19 protein-coding genes are annotated in these 24,769 nt (G+C 62.2%); 9 read left to right on the top strand and 10 right to left on the bottom strand.

From position 1 onward, the window contains the following. Window positions 1–171: 171 nt before the first annotated feature. A complete protein-coding gene (locus ACVOMB_RS14360) occupies window positions 172–1,341 on the bottom strand; it encodes a class I SAM-dependent rRNA methyltransferase (RefSeq protein ID WP_481513413.1) in 1,170 nt (389 codons plus the stop codon). Between the two features lie 282 nt (window positions 1,342–1,623). On the opposite strand from ACVOMB_RS14360, the gene ACVOMB_RS14355 reads away from it, so the two are divergent. Next, window positions 1,624–2,583, top strand: coding sequence for a TerC family protein (locus ACVOMB_RS14355; RefSeq protein WP_481531800.1), 960 nt, complete (start codon window positions 1,624–1,626; stop codon window positions 2,581–2,583). Window positions 2,584–2,679: 96 nt separating this feature from the next. Beyond that, entirely contained in the window at window positions 2,680–3,465 is a 786-nt protein-coding gene (locus ACVOMB_RS14350; RefSeq protein ID WP_481531799.1) for a rhomboid family intramembrane serine protease, read from the top strand. A 190-nt stretch (window positions 3,466–3,655) separates the two neighbouring features. Here the strand turns inward: ACVOMB_RS14350 and ACVOMB_RS14345 are convergent, their stop codons facing one another. The 8 genes from ACVOMB_RS14345 to rpmH form a co-directional block, all read right to left on the bottom strand. Then, window positions 3,656–4,690 carry a glycerophosphodiester phosphodiesterase gene (locus tag ACVOMB_RS14345; RefSeq protein WP_481531798.1) on the bottom strand — a complete coding sequence of 345 codons (1,035 nt, stop codon included), beginning with the start codon at window positions 4,688–4,690 and terminating at the stop codon, window positions 3,656–3,658. A 130-nt stretch (window positions 4,691–4,820) separates the two neighbouring features. After that, window positions 4,821–6,434, bottom strand: a complete 1,614-nt coding sequence (locus ACVOMB_RS14340) for an ATP-binding cassette domain-containing protein (protein ID WP_481531797.1) — start codon at window positions 6,432–6,434, stop codon at window positions 4,821–4,823. 214 nt (window positions 6,435–6,648) lie between these two features. Further along, window positions 6,649–7,035 (bottom strand): VOC family protein, encoded by a 387-nt coding sequence (locus tag ACVOMB_RS14335; RefSeq protein WP_481531796.1) that lies wholly within the window; start codon window positions 7,033–7,035, stop codon window positions 6,649–6,651. 60 nt (window positions 7,036–7,095) lie between these two features. Beyond that, window positions 7,096–8,445: a tRNA uridine-5-carboxymethylaminomethyl(34) synthesis GTPase MnmE gene (mnmE, locus tag ACVOMB_RS14330; protein WP_481531795.1), complete on the bottom strand. Its 1,350-nt coding sequence runs from the start codon at window positions 8,443–8,445 to the stop codon at window positions 7,096–7,098. Window positions 8,446–8,448: 3 nt separating this feature from the next. Next, window positions 8,449–11,130, bottom strand: a complete 2,682-nt coding sequence (locus tag ACVOMB_RS14325) for a polysaccharide deacetylase family protein (protein ID WP_481531794.1) — start codon at window positions 11,128–11,130, stop codon at window positions 8,449–8,451. Window positions 11,131–11,398: 268 nt separating this feature from the next. Next, window positions 11,399–13,108, bottom strand: coding sequence for a membrane protein insertase YidC (gene yidC / locus ACVOMB_RS14320; RefSeq protein WP_481531793.1), 1,710 nt, complete (start codon window positions 13,106–13,108; stop codon window positions 11,399–11,401). After that, window positions 13,108–13,611 carry a ribonuclease P protein component gene (gene rnpA / locus ACVOMB_RS14315; protein WP_481515457.1) on the bottom strand — a complete coding sequence of 168 codons (504 nt, stop codon included), beginning with the start codon at window positions 13,609–13,611 and terminating at the stop codon, window positions 13,108–13,110. Before rnpA ends, yidC begins: the two co-directional genes overlap by 1 nt. After that, window positions 13,608–13,748 (bottom strand): 50S ribosomal protein L34, encoded by a 141-nt coding sequence (gene rpmH / locus ACVOMB_RS14310; RefSeq protein WP_006404565.1) that lies wholly within the window; start codon window positions 13,746–13,748, stop codon window positions 13,608–13,610. The genes rnpA and rpmH overlap by 4 nt, the downstream gene beginning before the upstream one ends. Before the next feature lie 252 nt (window positions 13,749–14,000). On the opposite strand from rpmH, the gene dnaA reads away from it, so the two are divergent. Beyond that, the gene (gene dnaA, locus ACVOMB_RS14305; RefSeq protein WP_481531792.1) at window positions 14,001–15,329 is read left to right on the top strand and encodes a chromosomal replication initiator protein DnaA; all 1,329 of its coding nucleotides are present in this window, start codon (window positions 14,001–14,003) and stop codon (window positions 15,327–15,329) included. A gap of 367 nt (window positions 15,330–15,696) precedes the next feature. Continuing rightward, entirely contained in the window at window positions 15,697–16,797 is a 1,101-nt protein-coding gene (dnaN, locus tag ACVOMB_RS14300) for a DNA polymerase III subunit beta (RefSeq protein WP_057629944.1), read from the top strand. On the opposite strand, the gene ACVOMB_RS14295 is transcribed toward dnaN, so the two are convergent. Beyond that, entirely contained in the window at window positions 16,770–17,210 is a 441-nt protein-coding gene (locus ACVOMB_RS14295) for a hypothetical protein (protein WP_481531791.1), read from the bottom strand. The two genes, dnaN and ACVOMB_RS14295, sit on opposite strands and share 28 nt — an antisense overlap. Before the next feature lie 789 nt (window positions 17,211–17,999). On the opposite strand from ACVOMB_RS14295, the gene recF reads away from it, so the two are divergent. From recF to ACVOMB_RS14270, 5 genes are all read left to right on the top strand, one after another. Beyond that, complete coding sequence (recF, locus tag ACVOMB_RS14290) at window positions 18,000–19,100, top strand: DNA replication/repair protein RecF (RefSeq protein ID WP_481531790.1); 1,101 nt, start codon at window positions 18,000–18,002, stop codon at window positions 19,098–19,100. A gap of 109 nt (window positions 19,101–19,209) precedes the next feature. Next, on the top strand, window positions 19,210–21,669 hold the full coding sequence (gyrB, locus tag ACVOMB_RS14285) for a DNA topoisomerase (ATP-hydrolyzing) subunit B (protein WP_481531789.1): 2,460 nt from the start codon (window positions 19,210–19,212) through the stop codon (window positions 21,667–21,669). Window positions 21,670–21,741: 72 nt separating this feature from the next. After that, entirely contained in the window at window positions 21,742–22,575 is an 834-nt protein-coding gene (locus tag ACVOMB_RS14280; RefSeq protein WP_481531788.1) for a CPBP family intramembrane glutamic endopeptidase, read from the top strand. Window positions 22,576–22,646: 71 nt separating this feature from the next. Further along, complete coding sequence (locus ACVOMB_RS14275) at window positions 22,647–23,453, top strand: M48 family metallopeptidase (protein ID WP_481531787.1); 807 nt, start codon at window positions 22,647–22,649, stop codon at window positions 23,451–23,453. Window positions 23,454–23,584: 131 nt separating this feature from the next. Then, entirely contained in the window at window positions 23,585–24,769 is a 1,185-nt protein-coding gene (locus ACVOMB_RS14270) for a tetratricopeptide repeat protein (protein ID WP_481531786.1), read from the top strand.

Here is a 24,769-nt window from a genome sequence, read left to right as displayed (position 1 = left end):
CCGGCAAGGTGGCCTTGGTCGCGGTTATGAGAAAGATGCTGGTCATCCTCAATGCTCGTAAACGAGATGCGGAGGCCGCTATGGCCTCCGGCTGACAAGACAGTTGCTACCGATGCAGAGCCCTCCCTTTCGCGTAGCGAAGGGGAGGGTTGGGGAGGGGTTGCTTTTGCCTCAGTCCAGCACGCGGCAGAACACTGCCTTGAGGTAACGCGATTCCTGCACGTGCGCCATGAACGGGTGGTCCGGGCCAGCGCCGGCAACCTTCAGGATCTGGATGGTGCGGTTGGAATAGAACGCGGCGCGGCGCAGCATGTCGAGGAACTGGTCCTCGGCCACCAGGCCGGTGCAGGAGAAGGTGGCGAACAGGCCGCCCGGCTTGACCACGCCCAAGGCCAGCTTGTTCATGTCCAGGTACTTCTTCAGCGCGGTGATGACCTGATCGCGGTCGCGGGTCATCTTGGCCGGGTCGAGGATTACCACGTCGTACTGGTCGCCGCGGTTGGCCGCATCACGCAGCCACGGGAAAATGTCGGCCTGCACGAAGCGCGGCTTGGCGTTGTTCAGACGCGCATTGCCCTTGGCCAGATGGATCACGTCCTGGTCGATGTCCACGCCCAGCACGTCAGCCGCACCGCGCGCTGCGGCGTACACCGCAAAGCCACCGGTGTTGCAGCACAGGTCGAGCACGGTCTTGCCTTCCACCTGCTGGCTCAGCCACTCACGGTTCTCGCGCTGGTCGGCGAAGAAACCGGTCTTGTGCGCGCCGGCCGGGTCGGCACGGAACTTGATGCCGTACTCGGTGATCACCGCCGGTTCGGTGGTGGTGTTGCCGTGGAAATCGAAGCTTTCCTGCTTCTGCACGTGCTCGTCAGCGAAGCTGTGGAAGCGGCAGCCCGGGAACAGGTCGCGCAGCGCCTCGTAGATCCATTCGCGGTGACGGAACATGCCGGCAGCGAAGAACTCGACCACCAGCAGGTCGTCATAGCGGTCCACTACCAGGCCGGACAGACCATCACCTTCGCTGTGGACAACACGCCAGGCATTGGAGGTTGCGTCCAGCTTGAGCACGTCGCGGCGCAGCGACACCGCCTGCGCCAGCTTCTGCGCGAACCAGGCCTGGTCCACCGCTACGTCCGGATTGGTTTCCAGGATGCGCACGGCGATGCGCGAGTGGCCGTTGTAGAAGCCGCGGCCAATCCACTCGCCGTCCACGCCGACCACATCGACGATGGTGCCGGACTTGGGCTTGACGGTCGGCTTCTCGACCAGTTTCTGGAAAATCCACGGGTGGCTGGAGCGCCACGCGTTCTTCAGGCGTACGACGGGGAGTGGGGTATTCATGGCGCTATTGTAGCCGCGCAGCGCCCCCTGCCTGCAGCGTATTCATTGACTGTAATAGGCACACACGGCACTATTCGCCCTAGAAGGGGAGTAGCTCCCAGACGTTGTCGCCGTCAATTCGAGTCGCAAGACTCCGGTGCAACGGCAGTTCCAGCCATTGGAACTGTGAGCAAGACCTTCGCCGCATAGGCGAAGCTCTGTCCCCGGTCTCCTGATTCCGTGTCCAGCTCTTGGCCTTTGTGGTTCCGAGATACCCCCGTTCACGACCGGAATTTCATCATGATGCAGACAATTGGTAATCCCTGGCTGTGGGGCGGCTTCATTGCCGTCGTCATCGCCGCGCTGTTGATCGACCTGGTGCTGATGCGCCACGGCGGCCCGCACAAGGTCACCTTCAAAGAGGCTATTTACTGGTCGCTGGGCTGGGTGGCGCTGGCCTTGGCCTTCAATGCCGGCCTCTGGTACTACCTGCACGAGACCGCAGGCGCGGCTGTGGCCAATGAAGTGGGCCTGCAGTTCCTGACCGGTTACCTGATCGAAAAGGCACTGGCAGTCGACAACATCTTCGTCTTCCTGCTGATCATGGGCTACTTCGCGGTACCCGAGACCCAGCGTCAACGTGTGCTGATCATCGGCATCTTGGGCGCGATCGTGCTGCGTACGATCATGATCTTCGCCGGTTCCGTGCTGGTTACCCAGTTCCATTGGCTGCTGTACGTGTTCGGCGCCTTCCTGCTCTACACCGGCTGGAAGATGTGGTTTGCCGCCAGCGAAGAACCCAGCCTGGATAACAACCCGGCGCTGAAGTTCATGCGCAAGCACCTGCGCATCAGCCACGAGTACAACGGCAACAACCTGGTCACCGAGAAGGACGGCGTGCGTTGGTTCACCCCGATGTTCGTGGTGCTGATCCTGATCGCGGTCACCGACGTGATCTTCGCGGTGGACTCGATCCCGGCCATCTTCGCCATCACCACCGACCCGTTCATCGTGCTGACCTCGAACGTGTTCGCGGTGCTGGGCCTGCGCGCGATGTTCTTCCTGCTGGCCGGTATGGCGGACCGCTTCCACCTGCTGCCGTATGGCCTGGCGGTCATCCTGGCCTTCATCGGCACCAAGATGCTGCTGATCGACATCTTCAAGATCCCGGTACCGGTATCGCTGGGTGTGGTTGCAGTGATCCTGGTGGCCACCGTGATCCTGAGCCTGAAGATTCCGCCGAAGGGCGGCCACAAGGCCTGATGTACACGCCACCGGTGGGATTGTCCCGCCGGTGGCACGCCAGATCCCATGCGCGGCGCCCTTGGCTTTCGCCCAAGGCGCCGCAATCCCTTGATCATGGACACGCCAACCCTGCCCGACACCGGCGACACGCCGGCCACCACTGCCCGCAACGACCGCAGCCGGGTGCTGCGCGCGTTCAACATCAGCCTGGGCTTTGTCCTGCTGCTGGTGGCGATATTCGCCCTGCAGAGCAGCGGCTGGGATTGGCGGCCGTGGGCGGTAGCGCCGCTGGAGGCCAGCGGTCTGGCCGGCCTGCTAGGCGCGCCCTTGCTGCATGGTTCGATTGAACACCTGGGCGCCAATGCGGTCGCCCTGCTTATTCTCGGCACGCTGGCCGGCAGTGTTTATCCCAAAGCCACCTTGCGTGCCCTGCCCTTGCTGTGGATAGGTTCCGGCTTGGGCGCCTGGATGCTGGGCGATGCCGGCAGCCGCCACCTCGGCGCCAGTGGCCTGACCCACGGCCTGATGTTCCTGGTGTTCGTGCTCGGCCTGCTGCGCCGCGACCGGCCGGCAATCGCCGCCAGCCTGATCGGCTTCTTGTTCTACGGCAGCATGCTGATCACCATCCTTCCGCACGAGCCGGGCGTGTCCTGGCAATCGCATATGGGCGGTGCAGCAGCCGGCGTGATCGCCGCACTGCTGTTCCGCAACGCCGACCCGCGCGCTGAGCGCAAGCGCTATAGCTGGGAAGACGAAGAAGAAGAACAACTGGCCCAGGCCGACAACGAACTGGAACCGCCCGCACCAGGCCAGGTGCCGGTGCTGTGGCAGCCGCGCGAAGGCCGCGACTATGAGGTGGTGGTGCCGTTGCGCAGGCGGGATTCCAACGAGCCGTCTTGAGGGGCGGTCTTGGTTGCTATGTCGTTGAGATGCGAAAAGCTTAAGAGCTGACCCCTCCCCAACCCTCCCCTTGGCTGCGCCAAAGGGAGGGGGCCAAGCGGCTGCGCTGCGGACTGACAGATCGCCAGAAACCGCTCCCTCCCTTTGGCATAGCCAAGGGGAGGGTTGGGGAGGGGGCGCTTGTCAGCTTTTAAGAACCACCATCCACCGCCCGCCGCCCCAGCGCCGGATCATCGGTGAAGAACGCATCGATACCCGCCTGCAGATAGGCGCGGATCTCGGCCACCGAAGCCTCCGGGTTCCGTGCGTTCTCCGCACCTTGGCGCAGTGCCGGCGGCAGGAACGGGTTTTCCGGGCGGAAGCTGTAAGCCACGACCTGCAGGCCTGCGGCATGTGCATCGCCGATCAAGGCGGTAGGCGCCGCCAACTTGCCCTGTGCATCCAGCGGCACCAGCGCGCGCCGTTCCACACCGATCGCATCGGCATAGCTGGCGATATCGCGCAGCCCAGCCGGGGTCATCATCTGTGCATAAGTCAGCTTGCCGCCGGCCAACGCTACGTCGGCCGGCTTTGCGTCGCCGGAATCGAGCAGCTGCAGCAGGCGGATATTGCTGCCCTTGCCGAGCTTGCTGCGGATCTGCCGCAGGTTGGCGGTTTCAAACGACTGCAGCAGGACCGGCGCGACCTTGGTGTAACTGTTGCCCTGCAGAGTGCTCAACAGCTTGTCTTCCATCGGCAGACCAATACCTTTGAAGTAGCTGCCGTGCTTGATCTCCGGTGCCAGGCCGATGCCGCGGTTGGCGCGGCCGGCCTGCTGCACCAGGAAGCTGATGATCTCGTCCAACGTAGCGATGCGGAATTGGCCATCAAAGGCGGTACCGCGGATCTGCGGCAGACGCTCGCGTGCGTACAGCGTCTTCAACTCGGCGACGGTGAAGTCTTCAGTGAACCAGCCTTCGACCTGCTGCCCGTCGATCAGCTTGCGGGTGCGGCGGCTGGCGAACTCGGGATGACTGGCGACATCGGTGGTCGAACCGATCTCGTTCTCGTGCCGGGCCAGCATCACCCCGTCCTTGCTCATCACCAGGTCCGGCTCGATGTAATCGGCGCCGTCGCTGATCGCCTGTGCATAAGCGGCCAGGGTGTGTTCGGGCAGCAATGCGCTGGCACCACGGTGCGCGTACACCGAAACCTGTGGGTAAGTTTGTGCGGCTGAGCTTTCCATTGCCCAACAGCATGCCACGCCAACCCCCACCGCCATCAACCAGGCCCAGCTTCGCACCGTCAGCACTCCTATCGAAAACAAGGTGCGCAGCATGACGGCTGCATATGACGCGCGTAAGAACACACAGGTATCAAGTGCGCTGCCATTGCCAGCCATCCACGCCGGCATGCAGGCGCGCGGTGACGCCGATGGCCTGCAGCAGCGCCTCGTCATGCGAGACCAGCAACAGACTGCCCTGGTATTGACGCAACAGATCTTCCAGAGCCGCCAGCGCATCCAGGTCCAGGTGATTACCGGGCTCGTCCAGCAACAGCAGCTGTGCCGGTGGATCGGCGTACAGCGCGCAGGCCAGACCGGCTTTCAGCCGCTGCCCGCCGCTGAGCTGGATTGAAGGCAGCTGTACCTGAGTGGCATCGAGCCCGAGCAAGGCCAGGCGATTGCGTAACTCCCCTTCTGCCATGGCCGGATTACGTAGGCGCAAGGCTTCCAGCACGCTGCTGTGCGCGGGTAGCAGCTGCAGCTGCTGGTCCAGCAAGGCGGTTGGCACCTGCACGTTCACTTCGCCAGCCAACGCCGGCAGCTGCCCGGCCAGCACCTTCAACAGGGTCGACTTACCCACACCATTGGCGCCGGTGATGGCGACCCGTTCGCCGCGACGCAGGTTGAAGTCCAGCGCGCGCAGCGCCGGTGCTACGTGTGGCAGCTGCAGTTGTGTGGAGCGCACTACCCATTCCGGTCCGCTCGTTTGCACGTTTGGGAGCAGCAATACCGGTGCTGCGGCTTCGCTATCGGCCTGTGCCTCACGCACCGCGTCATGCAGTTGCAGCTGGCGTTGATCGAGCTGCGCGCGCGCCTTGCCCAAGCTGGCTTCGGCACGCTGCCGCTGCAGGCCAAGCAGGATCGGCGCTTGATTGGCGTTGGCAGCCTCACGGTTGCCGCGCGCGCTGCGCTGTTCCAGCCGCTGGCGTTGCTCGCGTAGTGTCTGCTCGCCTTTGCGGCGTTCGTGCCGGCGTTGCTGCAACAAGGCCTCGGCTGCGGCACGTTCGCCAGCGCGGGCCTGTGCATAAAACGCATGGTTGCCGCCGTAGCTGCGCAGCCCTTGCGGCGACAGTTCGACGATGCGTTCCACCTGTTGCAACAGCAGCCGATCGTGGCTGACCAGGATCAGGCCCTGCTTTCTTGCTTGCAGTTGTTCGGCCAGCCATTGCCGACCGGCGTGATCGAGATGATTGCTGGGTTCGTCGAGGATCAGCCATTCCACCGGCTGCAGCAGTGCGCCGACCAAGGCCACACGCATGCATTGACCGCCACTGAGCTTATCCACAGGTGTATCCGCATCCACGCCGTGCAGACCTGCATCGGACAGTGATTGCTGCAGGGTTTCGCACAGGCTCCATTGCTCGCCAATCACGTCGAAATCCGCTTGTAGCGTGCTTCCGGCTTCAATCCTGCGTAATGCATCCACACGCTTATCCACAGCCGCGAGCTCGGCTACACGCTGTCCTGTTCGTGGCTGTACCTGCTGTGCGAGGTAGTAGGCCTCACCGATGCGACGGCAGTGCCCAGCACTGGGCTGGCGCAGCCCGGCCAGTATCTGTGCGAGTACGGATTTACCCACACCGTTGCGACCGACCAGACCGGTGGGCCGGTCATCGAACTGTGCGTTGAGGTTGGAGAACAGGCTGCGCCCGTCAGGCGTCTGCCACGCGACGCCATCCAGCGTCACGGAAATTGAGTTTGTCATGCGGTGTTCCATCGATGCCCGAAGCACCCGGCCGCCAGCGGCAGCAGGGACTGGTAGGGACCGTCATCAAGACGGTGGCATCAATGGCGCATTGGACCGGACTCCGTTGGCGGGGGGATCCCGTAACAGGGCCTAGCCTAACGGTGGCAAACAGAACTGTCAGTAACCGGCGGCGCGTACTGGTCCGCGCCGCCGTTGCCGGGAAAGGCGATGCTCAGGCCTGGGCAGCCCGGTGCGTGGCACACAGCTTGTTGCCGGCCGGGTCACGCAGATACGCCAGGTAGAGCGGACCGAACGGGCTTTGCCGCGGTCCCGGTGGGTCTTCCACGCTCACGCCGCCGTGGCCAACACCTGCCGCATGCCAGGCCTCCACCACTTCCGGAGAGGCGCAACTGAAGCCGATGGTGCCGCCATTGGCATGGGTGGCCGGCTCGCCGTTGCGCGGATGGCCGACGATCAGCAGCGCGCCGTCATGCCGGTACACCACGTTGCCCTTGGGATCGACGAAACCCGGCCTTGCGCCGAGTACGGCCAGCAGCGCGTCATAGAACGCCTTGGATGCCTCGATGTCATTGGCGCCAACCACGATGTGCGAAAACATCAACTACCTCCTGACTCTTGTGTTGACTGACCCCTGCGGGCCGTTGACTCCACACCGGCATCATTTGCCGATGCAGAAACTCGAAAAGATCTTTCCTAGCAGATCATCTGCGGTCATGCGGCCGGTGATTTCGCCGAGTGCGTCATGCGCAAGGCGCAGCTCCTCGGCAGCCAGCTCCAGCTGGTCGTAATGCAGCTGGCCATCGGCGGCGTCGAGGTGTTCGCTGGCCAGAGCCAGCGCTTCGACGTGGCGCAGGCGCGCAGAGAACTCGCCCTGCATGCCCTCGCCCGCACCGTGGCTGGCGATCTCGCGCAGGCGCGCGTGCAGTTGCTCCAGGCCTTGGCCATTGGCGGCGGACAGGGCAATGCTGTCTGCGCCCAGCTCCTGCGGCCACTGCGGTAGCAGGTCGGACTTGTTGTATATCCACAGCTGGCGGGCGGCCTGTGCGGCGGCATCACCGATCGCTGCCCTGCCCGCTTCCGGGTCACGGGCGTCAAGCACGACGATGGCCAGGTCGGCGCGCTGCATCTCGGCGCGGGCACGGCGCATGCCCTCGCGTTCGATGGCGTCACCGCCTTCGCGCAGGCCAGCGGTGTCGACCAGTTCCAGCTCCAGCCCATCGATGCGGATGGTCTCGCGCAAGGTGTCACGGGTGGTGCCGGCGATATCGGTGACGATGGCCCGCTCGCTGCCAGCCAATGCATTGAGCAGCGAGCTCTTGCCGGCGTTCGGCGGCCCGATCAGCACCGCGTGCAGGCCATCACGCAGTTTGCGGCCGCGTTCGGCGTCGACGCGCAGCTGGGCCAGCAAAGCCTTGGCCTGTTCGATACCGGCGCGCACCTGCGCACCGCCGAGTGTGTCCAGTGGTTCGTCGGCAAAGTCGATGGCCGCTTCAACATGGATACGCAGCCGCACCAGCTGCTCGCCCACTTCTTCCACCCGGCGCGAGAACACGCCATCGAGCGAGCGGCGGGCGGCGCGCGCGGCGCGGACATCGCCGGCTGATATCAGGTCGGCGATGGCTTCAGCCTGGGCCAGATCGAGCTTGCCATTGAGGAACGCGCGTTCGCTGAACTCACCGGCGCGGGCCTGACGTGCGCCCAGTTCAATGCATCTGGCTAGCAGCTGGCGCAACACGACCGGGCTGCCGTGGCCTTGCAGTTCCACCACGTCCTCGCCGGTAAAGCTGCGCGGGCCAGGGAAGTACAGGGCGATGCCGTCATCGATGACCTCGCCGGCCTCATCGCGGAACTTGGCGTAATGGGCGTGGCGCGGCTTGAGCTGTGCACACCCCAGCGCAACCGCAATCCGCAGCGACTGCGGGCCGGAGACACGCAGCATGCCGACGCCGCCGGCAGCGGCGCCGCTGGCAATGGCAACAATGGTCTGGCCTGTGGACAAGTCGCTCATGGCTTACAGCTTCTGCAGTTGCGCACGGGCCTGGGCTGCGCCACTGCCTTGCGGCTGCAGCTCCAGGTAGGTGCTGTAGGCCTGCTTGGCCTTCGCCTTGTCGCCGGCATTGAAGTAGGCGTCGCCTAGATTCAGATAGGCCACCGCGCGCGAGGGATCGATCTTCAAGGTGTTCTCCAGCCAGCGTGCAGCTTCGGCGTAGCGCTGCTGGCGGTAATAGACGAAGCCGAGGTTGTTGGCCGCCTGGGCGAAGTCCGGGCGCAGCTTCAATGCTTCAGTGAACTGCACGGCGGCTTCGTCATAGCGCTTCTCGCGGTACAACTGCAGGCCGCGATCATTGGCCTGCTGCGCACGCTGGCGGTCCGAGGTCGGCACGGCGGCCGGCACCACCAGGGTGCTCTTGCCGCCTTGCAGATCGGCAACGGTTACCGGCGCCTCCGTCTTGCCTGCAGGCTTGGCGTCCTGCACCGCGTCGACCCGACTATTGAGGGCAATGGCGTCAGCCGACAGCTGGCGTGTGTCGGCGTTGAGGAATTCCTGGCTGTCCGGCACCTGGAACACGAACTCGCCGCCCTGCGAACCAGGCAGGCTGCCGAAGGCCGGGGTCTGTCGCGATACCGCCGACACCGCAGGCGCCACATACGCAGCCAACTCGGTGCCGGTGATCAGGCCATCGCCATTGAGGTCACCCTTGCCGGCCAACGCCTGCAACAGCACCCAGGTGAATACCGAATGCCCGTTGGGGCCGCTGTCGGCCACCTGCTGATCGGCGCCACCGGCAGTCAGCATCTGCCGCGCGCTGCGGCGAGCGTTCTCGCGCAGGAACGAAGAAGAACTGCCGCCGCCACGGGTCAGGCCGAGGCCGCTGTAGCAGGCATCCATCACGAACAACACGTGCTTGGCCTGCATGCTCTCAGCGATGTTCTGGATGTCGGTCATCGCGATCGCATCGGTGGCGAACTCGTTGGGATCCGAGTCCACCGGAATGATGTAGCCCAGGTCGCGGCCGGAGGCCAGCTGGCGGGTCGCGCCATGGCCGGCGAAGAACACGAAAACGCGGTCATTCTTGCCGGTGCGCTCATCGGCCAGGCGGTCGTGGAAGGCGGCGAGGATATTGTTGCGGGTGGCCTGCTGGTTTTTCAGCACAATCACCTGCGAGGACGGGAAGCCGAACTGGCCGGTCAGCGTATCGGCGATGGACTGTGCGTCGCGGCCGGCGTATTCGAGCTTGGGCCACTTGGCGTACTCATCGATGCCGATGACGATCGCCCAGGATTTTTCGTAGCCGGTAGTGACCGTGGTATCGGCAACCACACCTTTGCGCGCACGGCTGACGCTGAAGTCGCGGCCGTTCCAACCGGCGAACTGGTAGCCATCGGCGATCAGCTTGTCGAGGATCTGCGGCAGCGCCTTCACCGCGCGGTCGTGGATGTCATGGAACAGGATGATGCCGCGCTGTTCCTTCTGCACCTGGTCGACCACGCGCTGCACGATGGATTCGGGCACCGGATCGGCCCAGTCCATCGAGTCGATGTTCCACATGATGGATTTCAGCCCGGCCTCGTTGAGCAGCTGCAGGCCTTCGGCATTGCGTGCGCCATACGGGAAGCGGAACAGCGGCGCGCGCTTGGCATCCACGCCCTTGAGCAGGGTGTCGGTATCGAGCACCTGCTGACGCAGGGCATCGCCAGTGGTGCGCGACAACTGCGCGTGGGTCAGGCTGTGGTTGCCGACCGCATAGCCGTGCTCCATCAGGCTGCGGCTGATGCCAGCCATCGGCCCGAGCTTGACCTTGCCATCGGCCTCGACCGCACCAAGGTTGCGGCCCACTTCGAAGAACACGCCCGGTACGTCGTAGCGCTGCAGGATGGCGACGACTTCATCGGTGTAAGCCTTGTGCGGGCCATCGTCGAAGGTCAGCACCACGGTTTTTGCGGGCAGGTCGCGGCCGAAGATTTCGCGGTCGCTGTCCTGCATCGACATCGGGTAGGGCTCGATCACACCGAAATCGCGCAGGATCGCATCGCGCTTGTACAGCGTGTTGAGGTGGGCGACGTAGTCATCCCACTTCTCGCGCTTGAGCTCGATGGCACGGGTACGTTCGAAGCGGCTGAAGATGCGGGTCAGTTCCTGGTTGTAGTTGCGCTCGATCTCATCGAGTGCTTCCAGGTCTTCGCCGATGCGTTGGTGAAGCTTTACGGCTGGCAGCGAGGAATCCGCGCCTACGCGTTGATGCAGTTCGCGCAGTGTTTCACGGAAGGCCAGACGGTCTGCGTCGTAAAGCTCGGGCGAGGATTCGATGTAATCCAGCACCGTGGCTAGGGTGGCGAAGCGCTGTGGATTGGGATCGCGCAGCAAGGCGTCGAACTGCGCGGCGATGGCCTGGCGCTGCTCCAAACCATCGTGGAACAACTGCTGGCCGATGCGGCTGGAGGTCTGGCGGTCGGCCGGCGATTGCTGTGCTTCGTCGGCGAGCAAGACGACGATGCGACGGTGCCCGTCCAACTGTTTCTGCAATGCAGTCAACAGCGGTGCCGCCGCTGGATTGGCCGCAGCTGCGGCCTGCGCGCTGGCCTGGGTTGGCGTCGCGGTGCCGGCCTCGTCCTGTTTGGAACAGCCGCCGATCGTCAGTGCGGCAAGCAACACGGCAGGCAGGATCAGGCGGCGCGACAACGAACGGGGCATGGCAGGCTCGGCGTGAAAGGGTGCAACAGATGTGGTGATTCTAACGCCACAGGTGAGAAGCCAAGCTTGCGGCGCTGTTCGGCTGTTTGTGGGAGCGGCGTAAGCCGCGAAGCCGGTTCTACTGAAACCCTTGGGACCTATGCGATCTGATGCTGTGCCTGCTTCGCGGCTTACGCCGCTCCCACAAACAACCAAACAACCAAACAACCGATCGGCGCGCTATGCCCTCCCCCACATGCGAAAAGCCCGCCTTGCGGCGGGCTTTTGCTTACTTGGCTTCGATCACCTTGCTCGGCGCGTCTTCGCCGTGCTTCTTGATCATCCACCACTGCTGCAGCAGGCTCAGGCCGCCGTTGACCACCCAGTACAACACCAGGCCGGACGGCATGAAGGCCATCATCACGCCGAATACCAACGGCATGAACTGCATCATCTTCTGCTGCATCGGGTCCATGCCCACAGCCGGGGTCAGCTTCTGGGTGAACCACATCACCGCGATGTTGATGATCGGCAGGATGAAGTACGGGTCACGTGCGGTCAGATCCTGGATCCAGCCCAGCCACGGCGCCTGACGCAGTTCCACCGACTCCACCAGCACCCAGTACAGGGCGAAGAAGATCGGCATCTGGATCAGCAGCGGCAGGCAGCCACCCAGCGGATTGATCTTCTCCTTCTTGTACAGCTCCATCATTGCAGTCTGGAACTTCTGCTTGTCGTCGCCGTAGCGCTCTTTCAGCTGCGCGATGCGCGGCTGGAACTTGCGCATCTTGGCCTGCGACTTGAACTGTGCGTTGGCCAGCGGGAACAACGCCATTTTCAGCAGGATCACCAGGCCGATGATGGACCAGCCCCAGTTGCCGATCAGCTTGTGTACTTGGTTCATCACCCAGAACAAGCCCTGGCCGATGATGGCCATGATCGAGAAGCGGCTGTAGTCGACCACGCGGTCCAGGCCCTTCACGTCTTCCTTGGCGATCTGGTTGACCAGCTTCGGGCCCACCCACAGACGCGCCTCGGTGCTGACCTTCTGGCCCGGCGCCACGGTGAAGCCGGGGCCACGGGTTTCGATCACGTTGCGCGGGCCGTTCTGCGACAGCAGGTACAGCGCGGACTGGTCAGCCTGCGGAATCCATGCGGTGAAGAAATGGTGCTGCAGCATCGCCACCCAGCCACCACTGATGGTCTGGTTGATCGGGCCGTCTTCCAGGTAATCCTTGAACGCACGACGCTGGTAGCCATCAGCCGGGCTGAACCATGTGGCGCCATTGAAGCTGAAGGAATCCGGGTTGGTCATGCCCTTGGTGATCACCGGCGGCACGCGGTCCAGCTTGCGGAACACATAGCCCTGCCACGGTGCGGCACCGGTGTTGACCACTTCATCCTTCACGCTGATGGCGTAATCGCCGCGCTTGAAGGTGTAGGTGCGGTGGATGCTGACGCCGTTCGGGCCGTTCCACACGAACGGCACCTGCACTTCGTTCTGGCCCTCAGCCAGCGCCACGGTGGTGACACCCTGCACCGGCTGGAAGCCGTTCGCGCCGGGTACCGGCGAGTTGTTCTGGCTGGCCCAACCGGCGGTGGCGCTGTACGGATGCGCCTTGTCTTCGGTCAGCAGTTGCACCGGCGGGCTGCCGGCGGCCTTGGTCTGCGGGAACTGCAGCAGATCGGCGTCAAGCACGCTGCGGCCGTCGAGCACCAGCTTCAATACATCAGTGGTGACGGTTACGCGCTGGGCACTGGAAGCGGCTTCCATGCCCGGTGCGGCGGCGGCAACAGGCGGCTGGCCCGGCACGGTGGCTTGCGGCACGTCGGCGGTGGCCGGCGCATGCAGATCAACGTCATTGGCGCCCGGCACGGCCGGCTGGGTGGTGGCCACGGTTGCCGGATCCGGTGCGGCCTTTTCGCGACCCCATTCCATCCACAGCAGCACGGCTACCATCAGCCAGGCAAAAATCAGGAATACACGGGTCTGGTTCATCAGCAGGCAGGCTCGGCTCGACCGGAGGAAGTGTCCGGTACGTTCAAAGGAAGAGGGGCGGGTGCGCCCTCGTGCGGCGGCATTGTGCCGCCCGCAGCCACAACGGGCAATGCGCCGGAACGGCGCAGCAGGCGCTCGAACGCCTCACGGATCTGTTGATTACTGGCGGTCTTGGCCGCGGATCGGGCAACGATGACGTAATCGCCACCGCTCAGGCACGACCGTAGATGGCGTGTTGCATCCCGCAACACACGCTTGATACGGTTACGACCGACCGCACGCGTATCCACCTTGCGTGACACAGCCAGACCGAGTCGAGCAGGGGTATCCCCTTTCAACCAGTGGAGTGTCATCAAGGGATCGGATACACGGCGGGCGCCGTTGAAGACCGTTGTATATTCGGCACGCGTACGAACCCGCGCAGAGCGAGGAAATCGCTTACGCGGGTAGGCACTGATCACGATCGGTGTTGCGATTGCCGCTTCACGCGGCAACGCAATCAAGCGCTGAGGACTTTGCGGCCCTTGGCGCGGCGACGCGACAGGATCTTGCGGCCGTCGGCGGTCTTCATACGAGCACGGAAACCGTGATCGCGCTTGCGCTTGAGGTTGCTGGGCTGGAACGTGCGCTTGGTGGCCATTGGGGCACCTGTATGAAGTGGACGGAAAGAACCGGAAATTCTATAGACCCTACCGGGGTCACGTCAAGTCTTGCTTGACAAAGCTATCCACAGGCCGGTGTACATCTTGTGGATGAGCCTGTGAATAAATCCGGGACAAGCATTCCCGCATCGGGCCTGCGGTGGTAGTCTGAGCCATCCACTTTCCCCCTTCCGGCCTGTGGCCCGGCGGCTTTCTGCGCCCGGCTGGCAAGCCTTTGACGACTATTGCTGATGGATGCCTGGACACGTTGTCTCGAACGTCTGGAGGCGGAATTCCCGCCCGAAGATGTCCACACCTGGTTGAAGCCGCTGCAGGCCGACCAACGCGCTGACAGTCTCGTGCTGTACGCGCCAAATGCCTTTATCGTCGACCAAGTGCGCGAACGCTACCTGCCGCGCATCGGCGAATTGCTGACCCATTTCGCCGGTTTCGGCGAGGTGATCCTGGAAATCGGCTCGCGTCCGCGTGCGCCGGAGCCGGCTCCGCTGGTCGCCCCGAGCGCCAGCTATGTGCCGGCCGCGCCGGTGGTGCCGTTCAACGGCAACCTCGACGCCCACTACACCTTCACCAATTTCGTCGAAGGCCGCAGCAACCAGCTCGGTTTGGCGGCGGCATTCCAGGCGGCGCAGAAGCCGGGTGATCGTGCGCATAACCCCTTGCTGCTGTACGGCGGCACCGGTCTGGGTAAAACCCATTTGATGCTGGCCGCTGGCAACGCCATGCGCCAGGCAAATCCGGCGGCAAAAGTGCTGTATCTGCGTTCGGAACAGTTCTTCAGCGCGATGATCCGTGCGCTGCAGGAAAAGTCCATGGACCAGTTCAAGCGCCAGTTCCAGCAGGTCGATGCGCTGCTGATCGATGACATCCAGTTCTTCGCCGGCAAAGACCGCACCCAGGAAGAGTTTTTCCACACCTTCAACGCTTTGTTTGACGGCAAGCAGCAGATCATCCTGACCTGCGATCGCTACCCGCGCGAAGTGGAAGGCCTGGAAGCCCGCCTGAAATCGCGTCTGGCCTGGGGCCTGTCGGTCGCCATCGAGCCACCGGACTTTGAAACCCGTGCTGCCATCGTGCTGGCCAAGGCCCGCGAACGCGGTGCTGATATTCCGGACGACGTGGCGTTCCTGATCGCCAAGAAAATGCGCTCAAACGTGCGCGATCTGGAAGGTGCGCTCAACACGCTGACCGCCCGCGCCAATTTCACCGGCCGCGCGATCACCACCGAGTTTGCCCAGGAAACCCTGCGCGACCTGCTGCGCGCCCAGCAACAGGCGATCAGCATTCCGAACATCCAGAAAACGGTTGCCGACTACTACGGCTTGCAAATCAAGGATCTGCTGTCCAAGCGGCGCACCCGTTCGCTGGCCCGTCCGCGCCAGGTCGCCATGGCGCTGACCAAGGAACTGACCGAACACAGCCTGCCGGAAATCGGCGATGCGTTTGCCGGCCGCGACCACACCACGGTGCTGCACGCCTGCCGGCAGATCCGCACGTTGATGGAAACCGACGGCAAGTTGCGCGAAGACTGGGAAAAGCTGATCCGCAAGCTCAGCGAGTAAGCCCCGGTGCTGCCCTGTGGAAACGCTCATCGATGAAGCAGGTGGGAAAACCATTGGGGCAGCAGGGTCTGGGCGGTAAGTGGAGCGAATGATGCACCGACGCCACTGCGGCGTCATCGCACAAAACGGTGCATGATTCGGGGGCAGGCTTGGGAGAAGTTGTGGATAAAATTGGTCGGCAAATCCGCGTCAAAATTATCCACAGGTTCACCCACCTGCTCAGCGTCAGTAATACATGGGTTTCAGCTTCAATAAACTATTTAAAAACAAACACTTAGGTGTGTTTTAAGCCAAATCTGGCTCTACCAGCACCACCAAGCTTTTGATTTAATCCACATCTTTTAAAAGCATAGGGGCACGAAACCACATGCGTTTCACACTGCAGCGCGAAGCCTTTCTCAAGCCGTTGGCCCAAGTCGTCAACGTGGTTGAACGCCGTCAGACCCTGCCGGTTCTGGCCAATTTCCTCGTCCAGGTTCAGGGCGGCCAGCTTTCGCTGACCGGCACCGATCTGGAAGTGGAAATGGTCTCCCGCATCGCGGTCGAAGATGCCCAGGACGGCGAAACCACGATCCCGGCGCGTAAGTTGTTCGAAATCATCCGTGCCCTGCCCGATGGCAGCCGCATCACGGTTTCGCAGACGGGCGACAAGATCACCGTCCAGGCCGGACGCAGCCGTTTCACCCTGGCGACCCTGCCAGCGAACGACTTCCCGTCGGTTGACGAAGTTGAAGCCACCGAGCGCGTTGTCGTACCGGAAGCCGCGTTGAAGGAACTGATCGAGCGCACTGCGTTCGCAATGGCGCAGCAGGACGTGCGCTATTACCTCAACGGCCTGCTGTTCGATCTGCGCGACAGCATCCTGCGCTGCGTCGCAACCGACGGTCACCGCCTGGCCCTGTGCGAAACCGCACTGGAAAACGATAACGGTGCCAAGCGTCAGATCATCGTGCCGCGCAAGGGCGTGACCGAATTGCAGCGTCTGCTGGAAGGCGGCGAGCGTGAGGTTGAACTGGAAGTCGGGCGCAGCCATGTGCGCATGAAGCGCGACGATGTCACCTTCACCTCGAAGCTGATCGACGGCCGTTTCCCGGATTACGAGGCAGTGATTCCGATCGGCGCCGACCGCGAAGTGAAGGTTGAGCGCGAAACCCTGCGTGCTTCGCTGCAGCGTGCGGCAATTCTCTCCAACGAGAAGTACCGCGGCGTTCGCGTTGAAGTGACCCCGGGCCAGCTGAAGATCAGCGCGCACAACCCGGAGCAGGAAGAAGCCCAGGAAGAAATCGAAGCCGACACCGTGGTCAGCGATCTGGCCATCGGCTTCAACGTGAACTACCTGCTCGATGCCCTATCGGCACTGCGCGATGAGCACGTTGTGATCCAGCTGCGTGATTCCAACTCCTCGGCACTGGTGCGTGAAGCCAGCAGCGAGAAGTCGCGTCACGTGGTGATGCCGCTGCGTCTCTGACCAGCAGGTTCCACGTGGAACACGAAGAAGCCCGGCTTGATGCCGGGCTTTTTTGTGGCTTGGATTCTGGCTGAGGTTCCACGTGGAACAGCCAAGACGAAACCATGGAATTCACTGATTTCTGGATGTTTCGTAGCCCTATCCAGCAGATTCCCGCAGTGCAGTTGCGAAGTAGTGGCAGATCTCCGAGCGATGTGAATCTCGAGATTTCCTCCAACTACCGTGGCCGGCAACCATTCCGACAGCAGAGCCCAGGGATCTGGCTCGAGTTCATGCCGATCGGCCTCGCCATTGCCTTCGAAGCACATCGAGATGCTTGCACTGAATTTCCTGTCTGATCCGATCGCTTCAGCGCTTACAGGAAGCCTTTGATCCAAAGAACCTCTTCCCTGCCCGGCTGCATCAGCGTCCATGTCCGAGCATGGTTCCACTGATTCTTCGTGTTGGCTAACGAGACCAAAGATCAGCAGTTCGACGTTCTCCGTGTTTCAGAGCGTCGTGCACGATCGGCAGAGCTAGGCGAGCAGTCAAATCGGCGAGATCCGGGAGCTGGGACCCTGCCCGATTTCTCAGAATTCAAGAAATCAGCCCCCATTCCGGAGCCGCTCCCAAGGGCTGTCGAGGCGGAACCGGCAACCGCCTCGGATCGGCCTCGAATTTCTTGAAATCTGAAAGCTGCAGCTGGATCCCAGCATCCAGAATTCAAAGATTCACAGCTCTGGATTTTCGCGCTTCCTGCTTGCCGGTTTTCTCAGCTCTATGCTTTAAATCTGAGAATAAATCCAAAGCTTGGTGGTGATGGTAGGAGCAGATTTTATGTAAAACTACCTTAAGTGATTGTTTTAGATATCCTTATTGGCCTTGAAACCCCCTGTAAAACAGGGCTTCAAGCCTGTGGATATCTGTGGATAAGGTCGAGGCGGGCTCTTAAGGTCAATCTTATCCACAGATTGCCCCACTTATACACAGGGTTTGTACCCGGACCTATACATGGCCCAAAAAACAGCGTGTTTTCGTGAAATCTGCAGGGCTGGTGCCCACAGCACTATTCAGATTTGAAGAAATCCTGCCTTGTTCCACGTGACACCAATCGACGCTAGACCAATGCGCCAACTTAGCCTGCTCAAATCAGGCGGATGCTTTAAGCTGCGCATGGCCAGCCACGGCCCCCGTGCTGGCGTCGTGCTTTCTTTTGAGCGTCAATGCATATCGTCCGTGTTGCCTTGAACCGCGTGCGTCGGTTCGATTCGGTGGAACTGGCTCCCCGTCCCGGGATTAACCTGATTACCGGCGCCAATGGCGCGGGCAAGACCAGCGTGCTCGAAGCCCTGCACCTGATGGCCTATGGACGCAGCTTCCGTGGCCGCGTTCGCGACGGCCTGGTGCAGAAAGGCGCTGAAAATCTGGACGTTTTTGTCGAATGGCAGGAGCGCAGCGACGCAGAACTGGGCGTTTCAACGCGCCGGGCAGGTCTGCGACACAGCGGACAGGCCTGGAAAGGCCGTTTGGACGGGGAAGATGTCGCCCAACTGGGCAATCTTTGTGCCGCCCTGGCCGTAGTGACCTTTGAGCCGGGTAGCCATGCCTTGATCAGCGGCGGCAGCGAACCTCGTCGACGCTTCATCGATTGGGGATTGTTCCACGTGGAACCTGACTTTCTTCCCCTGTGGCGTCGCTATACGCGGGCCTTGAAGCAGCGCAATGCACTGTTGAAGATGGGCGCCCCCGGCAAGCAGCTGGATGCCTGGGATTGGGAGCTGGCCGAAGCTGGTACTCCGCTCACCTCTCGCCGCCAGCACTATCTGGAGCGGCTGCAGGATCGGGCGGTCGCAATCGCTGCAGATCTGGCTCCTGGCCTGCAATTGAGTACCCTGGAACTGCAGCCGGGTTGGCGCCGGCATGAAATGTCGCTGGGCGATGCCTTGTTGCTGGCCCGCGAGCGCGACCGTAGCGCCGGCTACACCTCGGTAGGCCCGCATCGGGCCGATTGGAGTGTTGGTTTCACGCAGATTCCCGGCCGTGATGCGCTATCCCGCGGGCAGGCCAAGCTCACCGCCCTGGCCTGCTTGTTGGGGCAGGCCGATGATTACGCCAGCCAACGCGGGGAATGGCCGGTAATCGCCTTGGATGACCTGGGCTCGGAGCTGGACCGCAATCATCAGCAACGTGTTCTGCAGTACCTCGCGGCAACGCCTGCGCAGATTTTCATTACGGCAACGGAAACACCGGCTGCGCTGGAAGCCGAACTGAGTCCGGCGGCCATGTTCCACGTGGAACATGGCACCATCAATGCCGTACGTTGAGCCTTCAGGGCGGAAATCCCCCCGGCAGGTATAATCGGAACGTCATCCCCTATCTCTCATGCCCGTTCCACGGAACGGCGCATGACCTGCGGAGCCTACGGCAAGCGCAATGAGCGAAGAACAGAACACCCCGGTCAACAACGGCAATTACGACGCCAACAGCATCACCGCATTGGAAGGCTTGGAGGCTGTTCGCAAGCGTCCCGGTATGTACATCGGCGACGTCCATGACGGCACTGGCCTGCACCACATGGTGTTCGAGGTTGTCGACAACTCCATCGACGAGGCCCTCGCCGGTCACGCCGACAATGTGCTGGTCACCATCCATGCTGATGGCTCGGTATCGGTGGCCGATAACGGCCGTGGTATCCCGGTCGGCAAGCATGCGCAGATGAGCCAGAAGCTCGATCGCGAAGTCTCCGCTGCCGAAGTGGTGATGACGGTCCTGCATGCCGGCGGCAAGTTCGACGACAACAGCTACAAGGTTTCTGGCGGCCTGCACGGCGTCGGCGTCAGTGTGGTCAACGCGCTGTCGCAGAAGCTGTTGCTGGATATCTACCAGGGCGGTTTCCACTACCAGCAGGAATACGCTGACGGTGCTGCGGTAACTCCGCTGAAGCAGATGGAAACCAGCGATCGCCGCGGTACCGTGCTGCGCTTCTGGCCGTCGGTCACGGCGTTCCACGACAACGTCGAATTCCATTACGAAATTCTGGCCCGTCGTCTGCGCGAGTTGTCGTTCCTGAACTCCGGCGTCAACATCACCCTGGTGGACGAGCGCGGCGAAGGCCGTCGCGACGACTACCGCTACGAAGGCGGCATCAAGAGCTTCGTGGAACATCTGGCGCAGGTGAAGACGCCGCTGCATCCGAACGTGATCGCGGTAACCGGCGAAGCCAATGGCATCGTGGTCGAAGTTGCGTTGCAGTGGACCGATTCCTACCAGGAAACGATGTACTGCTTCACCAACAATATTCCGCAGAAGGACGGCGGTACCCACCTTGCCGGCTTCCGCGCCGCGCTGACCCGCACGCTCAACAACTACATCGAGCAGAGCGGCATCGCCAAACAAGCCAAGATCAGCTTCACCGGCGATGACATGCGTGAAGGCATGATCGCGGTGTTGTCGGTGAAGGTGCCGGACCCGAGCTTCTCCAGCCAGACCAAGGAAAAGCTGGTCAGCTCCGACGTCAAGCCGGCGGTGGAAAGCACCTTCGGCGCCAAGCTCGAAGAGTTCCTGCAGGAAAACCCGAACGAAGCCAAGGCCATTGCCGGCAAGATCGTCGATGCAGCCCGTGCCCGCGAAGCCGCGCGCAAGGCGCGCGATCTGACCCGCCGCAAGGGCGCGCTGGATATCGCCGGCCTGCCAGGCAAGCTGGCCGATTGCCAGGAAAAAGATCCGGCGCTGTCCGAACTGTTCATCGTCGAGGGTGACTCGGCAGGTGGCTCGGCCAAGCAGGGCCGCAACCGTAAAAACCAGGCGGTGCTGCCGCTGCGCGGCAAGATCCTCAACGTGGAACGTGCGCGTTTTGACCGCATGTTGGCGTCAGATCAGGTCGGCACGCTGATCACCGCACTGGGCACCGGCATTGGCCGTGACGAGTACAACCCGGACAAGCTGCGTTACCACAAGATCATCATCATGACCGACGCCGACGTCGACGGCGCGCATATCCGTACGCTGCTGTTGACGTTCTTCTACCGTCAGATGCCGGAATTGATCGAGCGCGGTTACGTGTATATCGGCCTGCCGCCGCTGTACAAGATCAAGCAGGGCAAGACCGAGTTGTACCTGAAGGATGACCCGGCGTTGGATGCTTATCTGGCCAACAACGCAGTCGAAAACGCTGCGCTGATTCCGGCCGCTGGCGAACCTCCGATCGACGGCGTGGCGCTGGAAAAGCTATTGATGACCTACGCCGCGGCGCAGGAAACCATCAACCGCAACGCGCACCGCTACGACCGCAGCCTGCTGGAAGCGCTGGTTGATTTCACTCCAATGGACCTGGAGCACCTGCGCAGCGCTGGCGAGAACGAAGGGCTGGATGCATTGGCCAAGCGTTTGAACCAGGGCAGCCTGGGCACGCCGCGTTTCACGTTGACCCTGCAGGAGCCTAACGAAACGCGTCCGGCTGCTGTGCTGGTCACCCGCCGGCATATGGGCGAGGAACACATCCAGGTGTTGCCGCTGTCTGCATTTGAATCCGGCGAGCTGCGTCAGCTGCACTTGGCCTCGCAGTTGTTGCACGGGCTGGTGCGCGAAGGCGCCACCATCAACCGCGGCAACAAATCTTCCGAGATCACCGGTTTTGCACAGGCCCAGGCCTGGTTGATGGAAGAGGCCAAGAAGGGCCGCATGATCCAGCGCTTCAAGGGCCTGGGTGAAATGAACCCGGAACAGCTGTGGGATACCACGGTCAATCCGGACACCCGTCGTTTGCTGCAGGTCCGCATCGAAGACGCGGTGGAAGCCGATCAGATCTTCAGCACCTTGATGGGTGACGTGGTGGAACCGCGTCGTGACTTCATCGAGAGCAATGCGCTGAAGGTAACCAACCTGGATATCTGATCCAGCGCAACCGCTAATGTGGGCGCCGGCAACGGCGCCCACTTTCTATCCGAACCACGGCCCAGGTCCGCGATGTCCACCCTTCCCGACGTACCGCTCTCCCCGTCTTCCCCTTCCATGCCCAAACCAGCTTCGCCGGTGCTCGGCTTTGCCCTGGATCTGCTGATCGGCATCGCCACGCTGCTGTTCCTGAGTGTGCTGGGCGGCTTGGCCTGGGCTCTATGGCGCGGCGTTGAGGTTGGCATGCAGGCTGCGCGCGACGGCGCCACCCCGGCCGCGGCAGAGCTGGCGACCGCATTGGGTGCGCCAGGTGCCTTGGCGCAGATGCTGATTGCGCTGGTGTCCACCGGCGGCGCTGCGCTGCTGCTGTACTTCCTGCGCCGGCGCGCCAGTCCAGCCGAACGTGCACAGTCGCATCAGGCCATACGCCGTGCGTCGACCTGGGGATGGATCGCAGTCGTCGCAACCGGTGTTTTTCTGGGTAGCAGCGCTATTGGCTGGATTGCCAAGCAGATGGGTGTGGAGCCGGTGCCAACCAACCTGCTGCTGATGCAGCAGGCGTGGGCGCAATACCCATTGTTTCTGATCGTTTTCGCGGTAGTGCTGGCACCGGCCTACGAAGAATTATTGTTCCGTCGCGTGCTGTTCGGACGCCTGTGGGCCGCCAACCGTCCCTTGCTGGGCATCGTACTCAGCAGCATGGCGTTTGCCCTGGTGCATGAGATTCCTGGCACCAGTCCCAACAGCTTCCCGGCGATGCTGCAGCTGTGGTTGATTTACGGTGGCATGGGCGCGGCTTTTGCTTGGGTTTATCGCAAGACAGGAACGTTGTGGGCGGCGGTAATTGCGCATGCTCTGAACAATGCGGTTGCCTTGGCCGCGATGGTGCTGTTCGGCGCGCAATAAAGCTGCCAGCGATTGACGAAAAATTAAGCAAGACACTCGCACACTGCAGATGTGAACGAGGGGGATCCCGGATGAAAGTTGTCGGACTAGCCGTTGTTGCCGCGCTGTTGCTCAGCGCATGTGCCACCACAACCTCTCCAACCGGGCGGCGTCAGGTAATCGGCGGCGTTTCGCAGCAGCAGCTGGATCAACTCGGCGCGCAGGCCTTTGCGGAAACCAAGGCCAAGCAGACCCTGAATCGCGACGCCAAGCAGAACGCCTACGTGCAATGCGTGGTCAATGCCTTGGTGGCGCAGCTGCCGCAGCAATACCATGGCGTACGGTGGGAAACCGCTGTATTCGTCGACAAGGAACCCAACGCCTTCGCCCTGCCCGGCGGCAAAGTCGGTGTGAATACCGGCATCTTCACCGTGGCCAAGAATCAGGATCAGCTCGCCGCGGTGATCGGCCATGAGATTGGTCACGTGATCTCGCGCCATCACGAAGAGCGGCTGACCCGCCAACAGGGCACGCAGGTGGGGCTTGGCATTCTGGGCGCGCTGGCCGGCGCAGCCTACGGCGATACCGCTGCCAGCGCAGTCAATCAGTTCGGCGGAATGGGGGCCCAGGGCCTGATCCTGCTACCCGGCTCGCGCACCCAGGAAAGTGAGGCTGACGTGGTGGGGCAACGTCTGATGGCACAGGCCGGGTTTGACCCCTCACAAGCGGTGAATCTATGGCAGAACATGATGGCTGCCAGCGGAAATCGCTCTCCACAATGGCTTTCCACCCATCCAGACCCGGCCAATCGTATCCGTGAATTGCAACGTGACACGCCTGCGCTGGAGCCTGTATATCAGCAGGCCAGGCGTTCTGGTGTAGTCCCGCGCTGTGGTTAGTTGTAGGAAAATGCTGCAGTACACCATCAGAAGTGATTTCTCCGTCAAATAATTTCTGATACGTTTGTGTGCTCGGTTCCGTTCCGATAGTTTGAATTTCTACCGCCACGGCGGCCCCTTCGAGGTGAAACATGATCTTCCGCAGCCAAAAGCACGCCGTGCTCTCCATCCTCATCGCCACTGCATTGGGCGGTGTTGTCGTCGCCGATGCGGCAGCGCAGTCGCGCTCGTCCGAGCGTCGTGGCAACAAGGAAAGCGCGAAGGCTGAAGTGCTGTACCCGGAAGCCACCCGTGTCGATCCCAAGGGCAAGGCCTCCTCGAAGATGGGCAGCAAGCTCAACAAGCTGTTCGCGGCCTACAACAAGCAGGAATTCGCTGAAACCCGCACGCTGGCCGATGAAATCCTCGCTTCGCCGGATGCCAACGACTACGACAAGGCGGTCGCCAACCAGCTGGCCTCGCAGGGTGCTTACAACCTTGACGACAACGCTGCTGCCAAGCAGTACCTGCAGCAGGCCATCGCGCTGAACCAGCTGGACAACAACGGCCACTTCCAGGCGATGTTGATGCTGGCCCAGCTGCAGCTGCAGGACGAGCAGTACGCGGAAGGCCTGGCCAACCTGGACAAGTACTTCGCCGAGTCCAAGTCGCATAAGCCGGAAGAGCTGATCATCAAGGGTCAGGCCTTGTACCAGACTGAAAAGTACGCCGAGGCGATTCCGGTGCTGAAGGCGGCCATTGCCGCCTCGCCCGAGCCGAAGGACAACTGGAACCAGCTGTTGATGGCGTCCTACGCTGAAGCCGGCCAGACCGGTGAGGCCGTCAAGGAAGCCGAAGCGCTGGCGGCCAAGAACCCGGCCGACAAGAAAGCCCAGCTCAACCTGGCCAGCATGTACATGCAGGCCGACCAGATGGACAAGGCTGCCGCAGTGATGGACAAGCTGCGCACGGCCGGACAGCTCACCGAAGAGCGCGAATACAAGCAGCTGTATTCGATCTACGCCAACACCGACAACAAAGAACGGGATGTCATTGCGGTGATCAACGAGGGTATCTCCAAGGGTATTCTCAAGCCGGACTACCAGACCTATCTGGCGCTGGCGCAGTCGTACTACTACACCGAGCAGGTGCCGCAGGCCATTGAAGCCTGGAAGAACGCGGCCCCGCTGTCCAAGGACGGTGAAACGTACCTGAATCTGGCCCGTGTTTTGCATGCGGAAGGTCGTATCCCCGAAGCAAAGCAGGCCGCGCGTGACGCATTGGCAAAGGGCATCAAAACCCCCGCCGATGCAAACAAAATCATCAACCTGAAGTAA

Source organism: Stenotrophomonas sp. STEN018, assembly GCF_056760235.1.
The sequence above is the reverse complement of the archived record's forward strand: the minus strand, read 5'-3'. Positions and strand labels throughout refer to the sequence as shown.

Coding starts and splice junctions, on each gene's coding strand:
- ACVOMB_RS14350 (WP_481531799.1), top strand. CDS start 2,680: ATGGACACGCCAACCCTGCCCGACACCGGCGACACGCCGGCCACCACT.
- yidC (WP_481531793.1), bottom strand. CDS start 13,108: ATGAACCAGACCCGTGTATTCCTGATTTTTGCCTGGCTGATGGTAGCC.
- dnaA (WP_481531792.1), top strand. CDS start 14,001: ATGGATGCCTGGACACGTTGTCTCGAACGTCTGGAGGCGGAATTCCCG.
- ACVOMB_RS14295 (WP_481531791.1), bottom strand. CDS start 17,210: ATGGACGCTGATGCAGCCGGGCAGGGAAGAGGTTCTTTGGATCAAAGG.
- recF (WP_481531790.1), top strand. CDS start 18,000: ATGCATATCGTCCGTGTTGCCTTGAACCGCGTGCGTCGGTTCGATTCG.
- ACVOMB_RS14345 (WP_481531798.1), bottom strand. CDS start 4,690: ATGGAAAGCTCAGCCGCACAAACTTACCCACAGGTTTCGGTGTACGCG.
- rpmH (WP_006404565.1), bottom strand. CDS start 13,748: ATGGCCACCAAGCGCACGTTCCAGCCCAGCAACCTCAAGCGCAAGCGC.
- ACVOMB_RS14340 (WP_481531797.1), bottom strand. CDS start 6,434: ATGACAAACTCAATTTCCGTGACGCTGGATGGCGTCGCGTGGCAGACG.
- ACVOMB_RS14360 (WP_481513413.1), bottom strand. CDS start 1,341: ATGAATACCCCACTCCCCGTCGTACGCCTGAAGAACGCGTGGCGCTCC.
- ACVOMB_RS14280 (WP_481531788.1), top strand. CDS start 21,742: ATGTCCACCCTTCCCGACGTACCGCTCTCCCCGTCTTCCCCTTCCATG.
- ACVOMB_RS14275 (WP_481531787.1), top strand. CDS start 22,647: ATGAAAGTTGTCGGACTAGCCGTTGTTGCCGCGCTGTTGCTCAGCGCA.
- ACVOMB_RS14270 (WP_481531786.1), top strand. CDS start 23,585: ATGATCTTCCGCAGCCAAAAGCACGCCGTGCTCTCCATCCTCATCGCC.
- mnmE (WP_481531795.1), bottom strand. CDS start 8,445: ATGAGCGACTTGTCCACAGGCCAGACCATTGTTGCCATTGCCAGCGGC.
- ACVOMB_RS14335 (WP_481531796.1), bottom strand. CDS start 7,035: ATGTTTTCGCACATCGTGGTTGGCGCCAATGACATCGAGGCATCCAAG.
- ACVOMB_RS14355 (WP_481531800.1), top strand. CDS start 1,624: ATGCAGACAATTGGTAATCCCTGGCTGTGGGGCGGCTTCATTGCCGTC.
- gyrB (WP_481531789.1), top strand. CDS start 19,210: ATGAGCGAAGAACAGAACACCCCGGTCAACAACGGCAATTACGACGCC.
- dnaN (WP_057629944.1), top strand. CDS start 15,697: ATGCGTTTCACACTGCAGCGCGAAGCCTTTCTCAAGCCGTTGGCCCAA.
- ACVOMB_RS14325 (WP_481531794.1), bottom strand. CDS start 11,130: ATGCCCCGTTCGTTGTCGCGCCGCCTGATCCTGCCTGCCGTGTTGCTT.